The sequence below is a fragment of the Pectobacterium jejuense genome (genome assembly GCF_026800125.1).
Taxonomy (GTDB): Bacteria; Pseudomonadota; Gammaproteobacteria; order Enterobacterales; family Enterobacteriaceae; genus Pectobacterium; species Pectobacterium jejuense.
In genome coordinates this window covers 57,312-71,799 of sequence record NZ_JAPQKX010000014.1, presented here as the reverse complement: position 1 = coordinate 71,799, position 14,488 = coordinate 57,312, and the positions used below count along the sequence as shown (strand labels likewise).

Sequence of the window (14,488 nt, the reverse complement as noted above, 5' to 3'; positions counted from 1 at the left end):
TCAGAAGTGAAACGCCGTAGCGCCGATGGTAGTGTGGGGCTTCCCCATGTGAGAGTAGGGAACTGCCAGGCATCAAACAAGTGGAAAGCCCTCGTCGAAAGACGAGGGCTTTTTGCTATGGGAAATTATTGGGGTTATCTGCAACGATTTGCTCACTGTTTGTACGTAGAGAAACCCATATGGAATATGCATTTATTTAGGTGTATCAGGTAGATAGCCGCAGAAAATACGGTACATCGGGCAGTTTTCGGATGCAGAAACTTCCCTACCTCATCCAGCCCGCGTTGGTTATGCGATAACGCGAGCTGTGAGATCCATCATAATGGTGATATTGGGGAAGGCCTGCGTAGGACACGCAGGCAGGATGCTTCAGCTTAGTGCAGGATTTGTGAGAGAAATGCCTGAGTACGCTCTGAGCGGGGACTGGAGAAGAAGATATCCGGTGGCGCTTGTTCCACAATCTCTCCTTGATCCATAAAGATCACCCGGTCAGCGACGGTTTTTGCGAACCCCATTTCATGCGTGACGCAAAGCATCGTCATCCCATCCTGAGCCAGCCCAAGCATAGTATCGAGCACCTCTTTCACCATTTCAGGATCCAGTGCAGACGTCGGCTCGTCAAACAGCATAATCTTGGGCTTCATACACAGTGAGCGTGCGATGGCCACACGTTGCTGCTGGCCTCCAGATAGCTGACCCGGAAATTTGTGTGCATGTGCGGCGATACGCACGCGTTCCAGATAGTGCATTGCCAGCTCTTCCGCTTCTTTTTTCGGCGTGTGGCGTACCCAGCATGGTGCCAGCGTGCAGTTCTGCAATACGGTTAAGTGCGGGAAAAGATTGAAATGCTGAAAAACCATGCCGACTTCAGTACGAATTTTTTCGATGTTGCGCAAATCATTATTTAATTCAATCCCATCAACAACAATTCGCCCTGCTTGATGTTCTTCAAGATGATTAATACAGCGTATGGTGGTTGATTTCCCCGAGCCGGAAGGGCCGCACAGCACAATCCGTTCCCCTTGCCTGACCTGCAGATTGATGTCTTTAAGCACATGAAATTGCCCGTACCACTTATTCACATTCTCTAAGGTAATCATGTGATCGGTTGATTGAGTGAATGCAGTCTGATTCATGGATGGCCTCAGTGTGACTTGTGTCCGGTGTTAAAACGATTTTCCAGATGTTGGCTATAGCGCGACATGCTGAAACAGAAAATCCAGTAGACCATGGCGGCGAAGACATAGCCTTCTGTCGACATCCCCAGCCAGGTGGGATCGACCGTTGCCTGTTGGATGCTGCTGAAGAGATCGAAAAGGCCGATGATGATCACCAGACTGGTGTCTTTAAAGAGAGAGATAATGGTATTCACCAGACCTGGGATAACCATTTTCAGCGCTTGCGGGAGGATGACCAGCCCCTGCATGCGCCAATAGCCTAAGCCCAGGGATTCAGCGGCTTCATACTGTCCTTTAGGGAGCGCCTGCAAACCACCGCGAACCACTTCTGCGACATAGGCGGACTGGAATAAGATGACGCCGACTAGCGCCCTTAGCAGTTTGTCGATCGTGGTGCCTTCTGTTAAAAACAGCGGTAGCATCACGGATGACATAAAAAGCACGGTGATGAGCGGTACGCCACGCCAAAATTCGATGAAGACAACGGAAAGCATACGCACAATCGGCAGTGTGGAACGGCGACCTAATGCGAGCAAGATGCCAAGCGGTAACGCACCGGCGATACCCACGGCAGCGATGATCAACGTCAACGTTAGCCCGCCCCACTGATAGGTTTCTACTCTGCTGAGCCCGCCAAAACCGCCGTAAAGTAACCACCAGGCGATGAGCGGATAAGCCACTGTCCAGACGGCAATATAGCGCCCGCGATAGGGGATACTTTTCAGGAATATCGGCAGGATACTCAGCAACCCGATAGCGAGCGCAAAGTTGATGCGCCAGACTTCCGCCGCCGGATACAGCCCATACATGAAATGACCAAATCTGGCGTGAATGAAGACCCAGCAGGCCCCCTCACGCGTACAGTCATTGCGGGTAGTACCGATCCAGTTAGCCTGAAAGATCGCCCAGTTCAGCAGTGGCGGTATGGCAACCCACAATAGCCAGAGGCAAAACAGCGTTAACAGGCTATTGCTGATACTTGAGAAGAGATTACGCCGTGCCCACTGCATCGCTTTGAACAGAGAGGACTGACGGCCTTGCGTATAATGGTTCATCGTCATGACGGCCTCTTAGCGTTCGACTAACGCGATCTTGCGGTTATACAGATTCATCAGCAGCGAGATCAGCAGGCTGATAATGAGGTATACCGACATGGTAATGGCGATGGTTTCGATAGCCTGGCCAGTCTGATTCAGTACGGTTCCCGCGAACAGCGACACCATATCGGGATAGCCAATGGCGGCAGCCAGCGACGAGTTCTTCACAATATTCAGATACTGGCTGGTCAGTGGTGGAATGATGACGCGCAGCGCCTGTGGGAGAATCACTTTGCGCAGCGTAACGGGATTCGGTAATCCGAGAGAACGCGCGGCTTCGTGTTGACCGTGAGAAACCGATTGAATGCCTGAACGAATGATCTCGGCAATAAATGATGACGTGTAGACCGACAGAGCGACGGTTAACGCCGCCAGCTCGGGGATCAGCACCATGCCGCCGCGAAAGTTAAACCCTTTTAATTCCGGCATATCCCAGTGGAAAGCGGGACCGAAAATCAGATGGCTGAGTGCACACAGCACCAGCAACATGCCTAACGTCAGCGGCCAGGTTCTACGCGGTTGGCCGGTTAACGCGTGATAGCGCCGGTTACGCCGCAAGACGACCCATGCCACAACTGCTGCGATCAGCAGAGAAAGAAAAAACGCCGCTGCGCCCGGTCCCAATTCAGGAGAAGGCAGGTAAAAGCCCCGGTTGCTGAGGAAGGCGACATCAAACGCGCTGATTGACTGGCGTGGCCCTGGCAGGTTGCGCAATACGGCAAAATACCAGAAGAAGATCTGTAATAACGGCGGGATATTACGAAATATCTCGATGTAAACGTTGGATATTTTTCGTAGTAGCCAGTTGTCGGACAGTCGGGCGAGGCCAACAGTGAAGCCAAGAATCGACGCAAACACGATGCACAACGCCGAAACCAGAAGCGTGTTGAATAGCCCAACAAGAAAAACGCGGGCGTAGGTGTCACCTTGTTGATAGTCAATCAGGTGCTGGACGATGCCAAAGCCAGCACTTTTATTCAGGAAATCGAAACCAGAGGTAATGCCCCTCTGTGCCAGATTGGTCACGGTGTTGTGCAACAGGTAGGCTGCGACAGCCAATACCGCGATAACAACGACAATTTGATACAGCCAGGCGCGCACCGCTGGATTAGTCAGTGATAAATCACCTTTTACGGTTGGGCGTTGTAGCATGCTTGAACCTCGAAACGGGGGCTCTGAAGGGCGCAGCGATCTACTGCGCCCAGGTTTTTCTGATAATTAACGTACCGCTGGCGCGTACTGGAGACCGCCTTTGTTCCACAGTTCGTTCAGGCCGCGCTTAATTTTCAACTCGCTGCCCATACCGACATTACGTTCAAAGATTTCGCCGTAGTTACCGACCTGTTTGATGATTTTGAACGCCCAATCATTCGGTAATTTGAGATCTTTACCGTAGCTGCCTTCGTGACCCAGCAGGTGAGACATATCTGGCGTGGTAGGTTTTGCTGCCAGCTGATCGACGTTTTTCGAGGTCACACCCATCTCTTCCGCATTCAGCATAGCGAACAGCGTCCAGCGTACGATCGAGAACCATTCTTCATCTCCACGGCGTACCACCGGGCCCAGCGGCTCCTTGGAAATCACTTCTGGCAGAACGATGAATTCAGCAGGTTTGCTCAGCTTGATACGCAGTGCGTACAGCTGTGACTGGTCTGATGCCAGCGTATCGCAGCGGCCAGATTCCAGCGCTTTGGCACTTTCATCAGAGCGGTCGAATGTGACAGGGGTGTACTGCATTTTATGGGTCTTGAAGTAGTCAGCGACGTTCAGTTCAGTATCGGTGCCGGCCTGAATACAGACGGTTGCGCCGTCCAGCTCTTTTGCACTGCTTAAGCCCGCTTTGTTATGCGTCAGGAAGCCAATGCCGTCGTAGTAGGTGACGCCGGTAAAGAGCATGCCCATGCCGCCGTCGCGGGAGGAGGTCCAGGTCGTGTTGCGCGACAGCACGTCAACCTCGCCGGATTGCAGCGCAGTGAAGCGTTCTTTTGCCGTCAGCGGCGTGTATTTAACTTTATTGGCATCGCCGAATACGGCGGCAGCAAGTCCGCGGCACACGTCAACATCGATGCCGGAGTATTTGCCGCTGGCATCTGCATAGGAAAAACCGGGCAAGCCATCGCTGATACCGCATTGCACAAATCCTTTCTTCTGAATGGCGTCCAGCGTTGCACCCGCATGGGCTTGATTGATTGCGGCAAAGAGTGACGCGCCAGCAACCAGAGTAGAAATCACTATTCTTTTCATAATCATCCTAGCGTCTAGAGTTATCTGCTGTTGTTGCAGTACACAGTTGTGTTGCGGTGCACAATGAGGTGCACCATACCTGTCTGTCGGTATGCCGACGTGAGCAGAGCAAAGCAAATAAAATGCCAATTTTCTATTTGCTTGATAATGAAGACGAAAAGGAATGCTTATTGATCTAAGTAGGTAATTCTAATTAGGTATGTACGCACCGCGACAAATGCAAAGAGGCTGATGCGCCCTGTTTTAGTGCGTCAAAATGGAGATCGTGAGGCGTTTTCAGGTTTACCTGCTGAGCAGGGAGGGAGAAGTCGGGAACGCGGTAATGTCATCAGCCCAGCGGGTGGCATGGGCCGATGCGGGAGGTGTTAGTGCGTGATGTGGCGCTGATAATACTTTTCGAGCTTCACCTGTAACTGGCTTAGCACGGTGCTAAACATCAGGTAAATCAGTGCAGCCTCGACATACAGAATCAAGGGTTCATAGGTAACGGAAACGATGCGCTGAGCGGACAAGAACATCTCCGGCACGGTGATCACGGCGGCCAGTGACGTATCCTTGATTAAGGAAATAAACGTATTGGAGAGCGGCGGCAGCGACACGAAAACGGATTGCGGGAAGATGACCCAGCGAATCGCCTGCTTGCCATTCATGCCGAGAGAATAGGCGGCATTCCATTGTCCTTTCGGCACAGATAAGATTGCCCCGCGCACGATCTCCGAGCTATAGGCACCCACGCTGATGGTGAAGCCAATGAGTGCGGCAGGAAAGGCATCCAGAGTGATGCCCGCGCTGGGCAGCCCATAAAAAATCAGGAAAAGCTGCACCAGTAACGGCGTGCCACGAATAACCCAAACGTAGAAATCACCCAGCCATTTCAGCGGCTTTGGGCCATAAAGGCGAACCAGCGCGATGAGAATGCCAAGGGCTAAGCCAAAGATGAAAGACAGAATAGCCAGAGGGACAGTAAATTTAAGTCCCGCAGAAAGCAGACTCCAAAAGGAGTCTGCCATGAGTTGTAGCCAAGGCGGCATGAAAACGAGCTCCGATAACGGTATGCGCTAATTACAGAGCGCGCTGATGACCATCATAATTGATGACAACGCGCTCTGATAACAGGGCGATTATTGAGAAACATCCTCCCCGAAGTATCGCACAGATATCGTTTTATAGGTGCCGTCTGCTTTAATTTCATCCAGAGCTTTATTTAATGCTTCCACCAGTGGTTCCTGATTTTTACGCACCAGAATCGCAGAAGGTTCGCCGTCTTTTGAGGTCGCCGCAATCTTCACGTTGGCATCTGGCTTATGCTTTTTGAAATCCAGGAATGACAGATTGTCGTTTAACGTGGCATCGGCACGGCCGCTGAGCACCAGATCCAGTGACTGATTAAAACCGTCCGTCGGCACAATCTCCGCACCGTAGCTGGTGGCTTGCTTAGAGTAATTACTGGTCAGACTTTGGGCAGATTTTTTGCCTTTCAGATCGCTGAAATCTTTGATGGTGGTGTTATCGCCACGGACAACCAGCACCGCTTTGGAATCGATATAAGGCTTGGAGAAATCATACTTGGCCTGACGCTCTTTGGTTACGCCAACCTGATTGATGACCGCATCGTAGCGCTTGGCATCAATACCGGCGATTAACCCATCCCAACGCCCTTCAATGAACTGGGCTTTCACGCCGAGTTTTTCTGCCACCGCACGGCCAATATCCACATCGAAGCCAACCAGCTGGCCTGATTTATCATGATAGGTATAAGGCGCGTAGGTGCCTTCCGTGCCGATCTTGATAACCCCTGCGGACTTGATGGCGCTAAGGTCATCGGCATGAGCGAATACGCTGGTAGCAAGCAGGGCGCTGGTCAGTAAAGCAAAACGTATTTTTTTCATTATGAATTCCTGTGAGTGGTGTGCAGTGATGCGCTTATAACTTTTGTTAATAAGGAATCTACGCGACAAAACATCTGTTTATAAATCACGTTGTGTGATTATTTATATCAGAAGTGAATATAGTACTCATGGCGTGCGTACTTTTGTCGCGGGCCTGACTTTTGTAGTGAATATAGTGCGTCTAACACGTTTTAACCACGTTGAGTTAAAGAACGATAGAAAAAATCTATTGCTGCTGGGAATGCTGCCCAACTGTCACAATGTGCTTCTATTCTCAAAAGGACATCATTGCTTTTGCCACTACCTAGCAGGAGACAACAATGAAAATCCGCATCGCCAGCTATAACGTTGAGAACCTGTTCCACCGTACCGCGATTCTCAACCTCCCCGATTCCCAGCAGATCGATGCTTTATTGCAACAGGTCAGGCAGCTTCAGCACCTTCTCGAACAGCCCCAATACGATGATGCCCTGAAAGATCAGGTGTTCCGCCTGTCTATCGTGCTGCGTCCTTATATTGATATCCGTACCGATGCAGGCACGCTGGGGCGATGGAAAAAGGAGGACGCTGGCATCGGATTTAGGATCAACAAAAGCTGCCGTGGTCGTGGCGATTGGATCGGTGAAATCGTGTTTAAGGCGCAAGAATTCAGCAGTCAGCAACGTAAGAATACGGGCAAGATTATCACCCTGCTTAATGTCGATATCCTGTGCGCCGTTGAAGTCGAAAACATGGATGTCCTGCGTGATTTCAACAATCAGGTGCTGGGAGAAAATAAATTCAGCCAGTTCGTGATGATCGACAGCCCGAATGACCCACGCGGCATTGATGTTGCCTGCCTGACGCGTTATCGGATTGCCCAGCTCCGCACACATATTTTTGATGCCGGAAAGCGCTTCGATCCCGTTTTTAGCCGTGATTGCCTCGAAGTGACGCTGGACGCTGGCCTCAAACAGCCGATTTATATTCTGTGTAACCATTTCAAAAGCCAGAGCGGTCAAACAGAAGAAGAGCGGCAGCGTGGGGCGGAGAAGCGCCGCGATCAGGCCGAACGCGTCGCGGAGATTGTTCAACAGACTTACGATCTCAAGAAGGACTACGTGGTCATTCTCGGCGATTTGAACGAGGATTCGTCCAACCCCTGGCACAGTTTGGCCCCGCTGTTTTCTCTGTCGGACTTACACCCGGTTATCGAGCCTGAACGCCCGGAGAAAGAGCGTTATACCTACTATTTCTCTGGGGGGAAGAAGGGCGCGCGGTTAAATCAGCTGGACTATATTTTCCTGTCTGCACCACTGCATCAGGCGGTTGTGGAGTGGGGAATCGAGCGTCGGGGTATTTATAATATCGATAAGATTGCTGCCAAAGAGGGCGCGGAACCCGTTACGCCGCTACCGGAAGTCACCTCATGGGACACCGCTGCGTCCGACCATGCCGCGCTCTGGGTGGACGTGGATATTACCTGATCGCTCCTTTAAGGCTATGATTGCGTGAGAAAACAGAGCAATCATAGCCGTATAAAACGAGGACGATGATGAGTCATAAACAAGGATTAGATAAATACCCAGACGCGCTGCGCTGGTCGTTTGGCGACAGCCCCGAGCTGGCGGATGAGCTTCTGCAACTGGTGCGGGAAGGGCATAAAACGGCAACCTGTAGCTCGTATCACGCGTTCAAAAATGAGGAAACTCCGCAGGTCGGTGATTACAACATTGTTCTGGACGGTGCCGGACAGCCTTCCTGCGTGATCCGCACGCGCTCGTTAACGCTGGTGCGCTACTGCGATGTGACTGCTGAGATGGCGGCGAAAGAGGGTGAAGGCGACAAAAGCCTGGCTTTCTGGCGCGAAGGCCATCAGACATTTTTCGAACGAGGAGGCTCTTTCGCCCCAGATATGCTGCTGGTGTTTGAAGAGTTTGAGCTGGTTGAGGTGTTTTGATTCTGGATTAGCCGTGGCTCAAGCCGGCTGTATTTTGTAGCAGAGATGGATGAGTTTGGCAGTTGGGTAGGGGCGGGTGTTATAGCCCGCCGTAAGTAATTCGCAAAACTGAACCAGCGTGTTAAGAATATGATTTAATAGTCTTTTTATATGAGGTTTTACTGATTAGTATTGCTTTGATTTTGAGGCATAACCAGCCAAGAATAACCCCATTAAAACCATTCCTAAAAATGCCTGAATTGATGAGTATAATTGAAGCCAAGCTTTCAATTGGGAGATATCTCCATAACCTAATGTTACAAATGTCACTATGCTGAAATAAATAGACTTAGTTGGATTATTGTACGTTACTGAGTCAGGACTTAATAAGTAGACAAGAGATGATGCTAAAATTACACCAATGGAAAAAAATAGACTTCTAATTGGTTTTTCCCCAAATCCCCAAACTAAATAATCTAAAAAACAAAAAAAGAAATTAAGATATGATTTTACTCCGAGGTAAATCTTTTCTTTTACTCCTTTGTGATACCATTCATTAGAATTGGATTTCTTTGGGAATAAAAGTGATAACATATGATTTCTTTTCTCTTTATAAAAATATGTTCCTGCTTCGGAGTTTTTTCCTACAGAAGAAAAAAGACGCTTGGCTTTAGAGTAAAATTTCTCTCTATAATGAAAGTGGTTAACTTTAGATTTTGTTGCATGAAAGAGGAAATCTTCAATTTTGCTGTGTTCGAGAGTGGCCTCAAAATCAGTTCCTCTAATTGAACACAGTTTCAATGTGCTTTTAGATGCATGGAAATGAAGGTCACATTCTTTAAAATGAAGATCCTGAAAGATTCCATCCCTTAAAGTCAGCTCTTTTTTGACGTTAAAGTAACCGTGGCTCCATAATTTTGTATCATAGAAATCAAGAAAGGCTAACCCACCCGATATTTCGACTCCTATGGCTGAGCAATGCCATAGATAAATATGAGTATTACTGACAGCACCGATAATTTTTAAATTATCCAAACAAGTGAAATCAAGTAACCTACCAGATAGGATTGGAGCATTTAATTCAACTCCTCCAAGATTCAAAAGAAAATGTTCTTTAAGAAACTGTGGACGCCCTCCAATCCAGCTAGATATTCTAAATTCTCTTTTTGTGGATTCGTAAATTTCCCTCCCATGCTTATTTTTAAGCCAATAAAAATAAGGTTGATACTCTTGTTCTTTTTTTATCCACCCAGCTTTCCGTATAGACTCTAATTTTATAAAGTTTTTCTCGAAAAGCATATATGTGTTGTTATTATTGTATTCACATAGTAATAAAATTTCCTCTGAACTAATAAAGCGTGAAAAACCATGTTTATACAATAAATCTGGAGATAGTTTTTGATTATCCATCCATTCTTTGTAGTGTGGTAAATTCTTTTCAAATACCTTAAATAGTTCGGGGTAATCATTATTTCTTCGCCATTCATTGAAGTCTTTTGGCGTTAATTTCCATAATGTTCGCGTGTCCAAAAAATGATATCCTTTTATGGTTTAATTAATTAAAATGCCCAACTTAACGTTTTTTCACCTTTAACTCACGGTTTTTCATGATGCTCTAATCTATTATTCTATCGTTTTGTAAGTTACTTTATTTATATAGATATTACGTAGTCAATATCTCGTTATGTTAGCCAATCATCTAATAGATAGTTCAAAATTGAAATTGCTTAGAATGTACTAGTTTGGCTGTTTGCAACGTTCTCTCCTAGCTTTGATTATCATACAGTACCAAACTAAGCACTAGCTCGTACAGACTACGTTACCCGCAACAACACTCATTCTTAGGATTCTTCTTTGGGCTGTTTACATTGGCGGCGTTTGATCTCGCCTTTTACTGCGGTGATGATGAATTGCGCCTTTGTCTCGCCAGCTTCAAGGCTACTTTCCATTTCAGCAACAACATCGTGCGGGAACCTTGCATTCAACTGCTGTGACTTGTTGTTAATTGAACCTGTTGCCATTACTGGATCTCCATGTACTAAGTGCGATTCAGTATACGTAAAAATAATTCTAAAAAACACCTTGAGGTGCGATTCACTTGGGAGTAGTGTTAGCTACATAGGTGCGATTCACCTATGTAGTGCGAAGCCCGGCAGTGTTGGAGCACTAACCGGGCCTCTAACCACAATGTTATTGGAACTAACACTATGGCTGATATCCAGTCTACCCAAACTCGCCCCGAATTTCAGTATCGCTTTCTTGCTTTGGGAATCTCTTCCCAATGTGTCGTGCATATTATCGCTACCACCGAACGTCAGGCGCGGGAACATTCCCCTGATGGTCATGTCATGCTCTTTGCTGGCCGCCTGCCTGCTCAGGAGGTGCGCCATGTTTGATAACACGCCGCTAGAACCCGAAGAAGCACTCGATCAGTGTCGTGCGTTGGCTTACGCCATTGTCGAATTGGACAATCCAGAATCGAAAGAGATTTTAACGTTCGTGTTAGCGGAACGGCTGAATAACCTGCATCGGCTCTTTCATGTGCCGGAGACGGATACGCAAGAAGGGATGAGTCATTAACAACGGATTCCTCATCTCGCAGACGCAATCTCAGACTGTCTGTGCTAAGGCCGAAGCCTAAATAGAAGGCAAAGAAAAAGGCGCTTAACCTGAAAGGTAAAGCGCCTTTTTTCAAATGCTTAACTGATTAGTATCAGTTCATGCCGTATTTTTTCAATTTCTTACGCAGAGTACCGCGGTTGATGCCCATCATCAGGGCCGCGCGGGTTTGGTTACCGCGGGTGTATTGCATCACCATGTCCAACAGTGGCTGTTCAACTTCAGCCAATACCAGCTCATACAGGTCACTTACATCCTGACCGTTCAATTGAGCAAAATAGTTCTTCAGTGCCTGTTTAACCGAGTCGCGCAGGGGTTTTTGGGTTACCTGAGCCTGAGAGTTTACAGTGGAAACGGTCAGTACGTCAGAATTCACGCGTTGTTCGAACATAGTTCTGTCAGCTCTTTTTCTGTTTACGCAAGATTTTCAAAATATGCCTTCAACGCCTCCAGCTGCTCGCTGGCATCCTCAATGGCGTTGAATGTGCGCCTAAACTGGTCGTTTGGGGCATGTTCCTGGAGATACCAGGATACGTGCTTACGAGCGATACGAAATCCCTTGCCTGGACCATAAAAGTCGTGCAATTCCCGTATATGCTCGATCAACAAGCGCTTAACCTCTGCCAACGGCATCGGTGCCAGCAACTCCCCTGTGTCCAGATAATGCTGGATTTCCCGAAAGATCCAGGGTCTTCCCTGAGCGGCTCGTCCTATCATCAGGGCGTCAGCCCCGGTGTAGTCAAGAACCGCTCTGGCTTTATGCGGGTCTGTAATGTCGCCATTCGCAATAATAGGAATGGAAACGGCCTGCTTAACTGCCCGAATGCTGTCGTATTCGGCGAAACCATTGAACAGGCACGCACGGGTGCGTCCGTGAATGGTTAACGCCTGAATGCCACAGTCTTCAGCCAGTTTGGCAATTTCTACACAGTTGCGGTGCTCTGGTGCCCAACCGGTTCGGATCTTCAGTGTTACCGGTACGTCTACCGCTTTCACTACCGTAGAGAGGATCTGTTTGACCAAATCCGGATACTGCAACAACGCAGATCCTGCCATCTTGCGGTTCACCTTCTTCGCAGGGCAGCCCATATTGATGTCGATGATCTGTGCGCCGGAATCAGCGTTGATTCTCGCTGCCGCCGCCATCTCATCGGGGTCACAACCGGCAATTTGCACGGCTCTGATACCCGGTTCATCGCTATGGACCATTCGCAAACGCGACTTGTCTGAACGCCACACTTCCGGGTTGGAAGAAAGCATTTCAGACACGGTCATTCCAGCGCCCATCGCATGACAGAGTGCTCTAAATGGGCGATCGCTAATACCAGCCATTGGGGCTGCTATCAAGCGATTACTAAGCTGAAATTGTCCAATGTGCATAGACAAAAATTGACCATACTGTGCCTGCAAGGGCGCGTATATTACGCATTTTTTACGTCAGATGAAAGGCCAAACTTTGACCAATTTACAGCTATCGATCAATGAAAATGCACTTCATAAAGGCGCATAAAAATATTATTCATATTTAACAATTAGTTATATTTTTATGTCGATTTTTTGTTCTGGGAAATAATCATCTGTTTACAGAATTTTATCTGCAAGCGCGGTCATTTTTGGTGGAGATACAGCAGCCTATCAATGCTTTATCAGTGAAATGCGTTGGTTAATGTGGCAAAAAAGGGTGCTGATTGACCTGAGGCTGGCCGACAGAACAGTCTGACCAGCACTCGCGAAGTGGCTTAATGGATGATGATGCGGCCATTAAGCGGCTGTGTGGGGCGATTATTAGCGTGATGCATGACCGAGCGGAACTGGTTTATCTGATCGGCAGAGGCAGTGACGGGGTGATCCAGCACGAGCCAGCGAATGCCTTCTGAGCAAGGTGGCGTGGTGAGCGACCCACTAAACCGATAGTAGTTTAATGATGTCGGTAACAGGCTCTGAATCGCGATTGGCGTGCGCACGTCCTCTGCCTGATTAACCTGAACCGGAATCTGCTGCCAGGTCGTGGCTAGCGGCAGATTGGCCTCTCCCTCCTGAAACATCAGCGCGATAACGGTAAGCGCGCCAGACGCGTCTTTATAGACAAAATGGCCTTCCAGTGGAAACTGTTTACCATCGATTTCATTCTCGCTCGGTGCGTGAAAGTGAAACTGCTGCAAGGTGAATGTCTCGTTATCCAATACCAGCGTATTCCCCGAGCCAACGTTAACCTGAACGGTATGCCCGTTGTTGATAATTTGCTGTGTCCCAGACTGGAAAGCTAACTGTAGAGGGTCGTGCTGGGCGTCCAGCGCCTGGCGGATATTAATGGGTGACTGGTTTTTACCGGTTTCACACAGCGAGAAGTCTGGAGATAGCTTTCCCCAGTGTGCGGGATCGCCGTTGCCTTCGTAGCCCCAGTGCACCGGATCGGCCGCCAAGGCGGAAAAGCTGGCGGTTAGCATCAATACGATAGAGAGTTTACCTTTCATTTTTCATCCCTTGAAAATAATGATACGGCATCGTTGAGCGCCGGGCGCAGGTACGTCCAGTCGCTTGCCGGGCTGCATCATACGCCTGTTTATGGGGATCAATCGTGAGATATAGCAAGAAGAAAGGTGCCCACCGTTGCATATACGGTGGGCGGGACTAGCGGGATAACGTGATTACGATGCGCGGCGTTGGCCGGTAATGCGGCACCACTCTTCGCGCTCAGCCACTGGATCGAGCGTGAATTTGTCTGCGTAGGCTTCTGCGACGCCTTCGGCCTGCGTGGCCAGCACACCGGACAGGCCGAGGTGACCGCCTGCTTTAGGTAAATCGCTAATCAGCGGTGCCAGTTCGCGCAGCGGGCCAGCAAGGATGTTGGCAACGACGACATCGGCAGAAAGATCGGCAGGCTGGTCTTTCGGCAGATAAAGCTCAAGACGTTCGGAAACCCCGTTGCGCTGCGCGTTATCGCGGCTGGCCTGAATTGCCTGCGGATCGATATCAATCCCGATAGCGCGTGCCGCACCCAGTTTCAGGGCGGCAATCGCCAGAATGCCGGAGCCGCAGCCGAAATCGATGATGGTTTTCCCTTCCAGATCCAGTCCGTCAAGCCATTGCAGGCACAACGCGGTCGTTGGATGGGTACCGGTACCAAATGCCAGACCCGGATCGAGCATCACGTTGACGGCCATTGGGTCAGGAATGTCGCGCCAGCTTGGGCAAATCCACAGACGTTTACCGAACTGCATCGGGTGGAAGTTATCCATCCACTCGCGCTCCCAGTCTTTGTCTTCCAACTGTTCGATTTTGTGTTTAAAACCGACGCCTAGCAGCTGTTCTTGCTCCAGCATCGCGATAACCGCGTTCATATCGGTTTCAGCATCGTACAGCGCAATTGCGTCGGTATCGCCCCACAGGCGGGTCTCGCCCGGCAGCGGTTCGAACACCGGAGTATCGTGCGTATCCTGAAACGTAACGGATACCGCACCGCTTTCCATCATGACGTCACCCAGCTGTTCAGCAACCTTTCCTGAGGTGTTTATTTTTAGTTGAATCCACGGCATAGCAGTC

General features: G+C 49.1%; 16 protein-coding genes. 4 read left to right on the top strand and 12 right to left on the bottom strand.

Annotated features, from left to right (window positions below):
* Positions 1–374: 374 nt before the first annotated feature.
* From NXT09_RS20540 to NXT09_RS20515, 6 genes are all read right to left on the bottom strand, one after another.
* Positions 375–1,136 carry an amino acid ABC transporter ATP-binding protein gene (locus NXT09_RS20540; RefSeq protein ID WP_306417554.1) on the bottom strand — a complete coding sequence of 254 codons (762 nt, stop codon included), beginning with the start codon at positions 1,134–1,136 and terminating at the stop codon, positions 375–377.
* Between the two features lie 8 nt (positions 1,137–1,144).
* Positions 1,145–2,239 (bottom strand): amino acid ABC transporter permease, encoded by a 1,095-nt coding sequence (locus NXT09_RS20535; RefSeq protein WP_268581010.1) that lies wholly within the window; start codon positions 2,237–2,239, stop codon positions 1,145–1,147.
* Between the two features lie 9 nt (positions 2,240–2,248).
* On the bottom strand, positions 2,249–3,427 hold the full coding sequence (locus tag NXT09_RS20530) for an amino acid ABC transporter permease (RefSeq protein WP_268581009.1): 1,179 nt from the start codon (positions 3,425–3,427) through the stop codon (positions 2,249–2,251).
* 66 nt (positions 3,428–3,493) lie between these two features.
* On the bottom strand, positions 3,494–4,519 hold the full coding sequence (locus NXT09_RS20525; RefSeq protein WP_268581008.1) for an amino acid ABC transporter substrate-binding protein: 1,026 nt from the start codon (positions 4,517–4,519) through the stop codon (positions 3,494–3,496).
* A 365-nt stretch (positions 4,520–4,884) separates the two neighbouring features.
* Positions 4,885–5,550 carry an amino acid ABC transporter permease gene (locus NXT09_RS20520; protein WP_102119398.1) on the bottom strand — a complete coding sequence of 222 codons (666 nt, stop codon included), beginning with the start codon at positions 5,548–5,550 and terminating at the stop codon, positions 4,885–4,887.
* Between the two features lie 90 nt (positions 5,551–5,640).
* Positions 5,641–6,408 carry an amino acid ABC transporter substrate-binding protein gene (locus tag NXT09_RS20515; RefSeq protein ID WP_268581007.1) on the bottom strand — a complete coding sequence of 256 codons (768 nt, stop codon included), beginning with the start codon at positions 6,406–6,408 and terminating at the stop codon, positions 5,641–5,643.
* A gap of 320 nt (positions 6,409–6,728) precedes the next feature.
* Between NXT09_RS20515 and NXT09_RS20510 the strand changes: the two genes are divergently transcribed.
* Both NXT09_RS20510 and NXT09_RS20505 read left to right on the top strand, forming a co-directional pair.
* Entirely contained in the window at positions 6,729–7,874 is a 1,146-nt protein-coding gene (locus NXT09_RS20510; protein WP_268581006.1) for an endonuclease/exonuclease/phosphatase family protein, read from the top strand.
* A 68-nt stretch (positions 7,875–7,942) separates the two neighbouring features.
* Positions 7,943–8,347, top strand: coding sequence for an ASCH domain-containing protein (locus NXT09_RS20505; RefSeq protein WP_268581013.1), 405 nt, complete (start codon positions 7,943–7,945; stop codon positions 8,345–8,347).
* A gap of 165 nt (positions 8,348–8,512) precedes the next feature.
* Here the strand turns inward: NXT09_RS20505 and NXT09_RS20500 are convergent, their stop codons facing one another.
* Entirely contained in the window at positions 8,513–9,856 is a 1,344-nt protein-coding gene (locus NXT09_RS20500; protein WP_268581005.1) for a potassium channel family protein, read from the bottom strand.
* A 311-nt stretch (positions 9,857–10,167) separates the two neighbouring features.
* Positions 10,168–10,347, bottom strand: coding sequence for a YlcI/YnfO family protein (locus tag NXT09_RS20495; protein WP_268581004.1), 180 nt, complete (start codon positions 10,345–10,347; stop codon positions 10,168–10,170).
* A 186-nt stretch (positions 10,348–10,533) separates the two neighbouring features.
* Between NXT09_RS20495 and NXT09_RS20490 the strand changes: the two genes are divergently transcribed.
* Both NXT09_RS20490 and NXT09_RS20485 read left to right on the top strand, forming a co-directional pair.
* Positions 10,534–10,722: a host cell division inhibitor Icd-like protein gene (locus NXT09_RS20490; RefSeq protein WP_268581003.1), complete on the top strand. Its 189-nt coding sequence runs from the start codon at positions 10,534–10,536 to the stop codon at positions 10,720–10,722.
* A complete protein-coding gene (locus NXT09_RS20485) occupies positions 10,715–10,906 on the top strand; it encodes a hypothetical protein (RefSeq protein ID WP_240584299.1) in 192 nt (63 codons plus the stop codon). Before NXT09_RS20490 ends, NXT09_RS20485 begins: the two co-directional genes overlap by 8 nt.
* Positions 10,907–11,039: 133 nt before the next feature.
* Here NXT09_RS20485 and fis read toward each other — a convergent pair whose 3' ends face one another.
* From fis to prmA, 4 genes are all read right to left on the bottom strand, one after another.
* On the bottom strand, positions 11,040–11,336 hold the full coding sequence (gene fis, locus NXT09_RS20480; protein WP_005975342.1) for a DNA-binding transcriptional regulator Fis: 297 nt from the start codon (positions 11,334–11,336) through the stop codon (positions 11,040–11,042).
* 23 nt (positions 11,337–11,359) lie between these two features.
* Positions 11,360–12,325, bottom strand: a complete 966-nt coding sequence (gene dusB / locus NXT09_RS20475) for a tRNA dihydrouridine synthase DusB (protein ID WP_010300275.1) — start codon at positions 12,323–12,325, stop codon at positions 11,360–11,362.
* Positions 12,326–12,684: 359 nt separating this feature from the next.
* Positions 12,685–13,419, bottom strand: a complete 735-nt coding sequence (locus tag NXT09_RS20470; protein ID WP_268581002.1) for a carbonic anhydrase — start codon at positions 13,417–13,419, stop codon at positions 12,685–12,687.
* Between the two features lie 174 nt (positions 13,420–13,593).
* On the bottom strand, positions 13,594–14,481 hold the full coding sequence (gene prmA / locus NXT09_RS20465; RefSeq protein WP_268581001.1) for a 50S ribosomal protein L11 methyltransferase: 888 nt from the start codon (positions 14,479–14,481) through the stop codon (positions 13,594–13,596).
* Positions 14,482–14,488 lie beyond the last annotated feature (7 nt).

What these genes read in the sequence shown, in the direction of transcription:
- NXT09_RS20540 (WP_306417554.1), bottom strand. Translation starts at nt 1,136, where the DNA reads ATGAATCAGACTGCATTCACTCAATCAACCGATCACATGATTACCTTA.
- NXT09_RS20535 (WP_268581010.1), bottom strand. Translation starts at nt 2,239, where the DNA reads ATGACGATGAACCATTATACGCAAGGCCGTCAGTCCTCTCTGTTCAAA.
- NXT09_RS20530 (WP_268581009.1), bottom strand. Translation starts at nt 3,427, where the DNA reads ATGCTACAACGCCCAACCGTAAAAGGTGATTTATCACTGACTAATCCA.
- NXT09_RS20525 (WP_268581008.1), bottom strand. Translation starts at nt 4,519, where the DNA reads ATGAAAAGAATAGTGATTTCTACTCTGGTTGCTGGCGCGTCACTCTTT.
- NXT09_RS20520 (WP_102119398.1), bottom strand. Translation starts at nt 5,550, where the DNA reads ATGCCGCCTTGGCTACAACTCATGGCAGACTCCTTTTGGAGTCTGCTT.
- NXT09_RS20515 (WP_268581007.1), bottom strand. Translation starts at nt 6,408, where the DNA reads ATGAAAAAAATACGTTTTGCTTTACTGACCAGCGCCCTGCTTGCTACC.
- NXT09_RS20510 (WP_268581006.1), top strand. Translation starts at nt 6,729, where the DNA reads ATGAAAATCCGCATCGCCAGCTATAACGTTGAGAACCTGTTCCACCGT.
- NXT09_RS20505 (WP_268581013.1), top strand. Translation starts at nt 7,943, where the DNA reads ATGAGTCATAAACAAGGATTAGATAAATACCCAGACGCGCTGCGCTGG.
- NXT09_RS20495 (WP_268581004.1), bottom strand. Translation starts at nt 10,347, where the DNA reads ATGGCAACAGGTTCAATTAACAACAAGTCACAGCAGTTGAATGCAAGG.
- NXT09_RS20490 (WP_268581003.1), top strand. Translation starts at nt 10,534, where the DNA reads ATGGCTGATATCCAGTCTACCCAAACTCGCCCCGAATTTCAGTATCGC.
- NXT09_RS20485 (WP_240584299.1), top strand. Translation starts at nt 10,715, where the DNA reads ATGTTTGATAACACGCCGCTAGAACCCGAAGAAGCACTCGATCAGTGT.
- fis (WP_005975342.1), bottom strand. Translation starts at nt 11,336, where the DNA reads ATGTTCGAACAACGCGTGAATTCTGACGTACTGACCGTTTCCACTGTA.
- dusB (WP_010300275.1), bottom strand. Translation starts at nt 12,325, where the DNA reads ATGCACATTGGACAATTTCAGCTTAGTAATCGCTTGATAGCAGCCCCA.
- NXT09_RS20470 (WP_268581002.1), bottom strand. Translation starts at nt 13,419, where the DNA reads ATGAAAGGTAAACTCTCTATCGTATTGATGCTAACCGCCAGCTTTTCC.
- prmA (WP_268581001.1), bottom strand. Translation starts at nt 14,481, where the DNA reads ATGCCGTGGATTCAACTAAAAATAAACACCTCAGGAAAGGTTGCTGAA.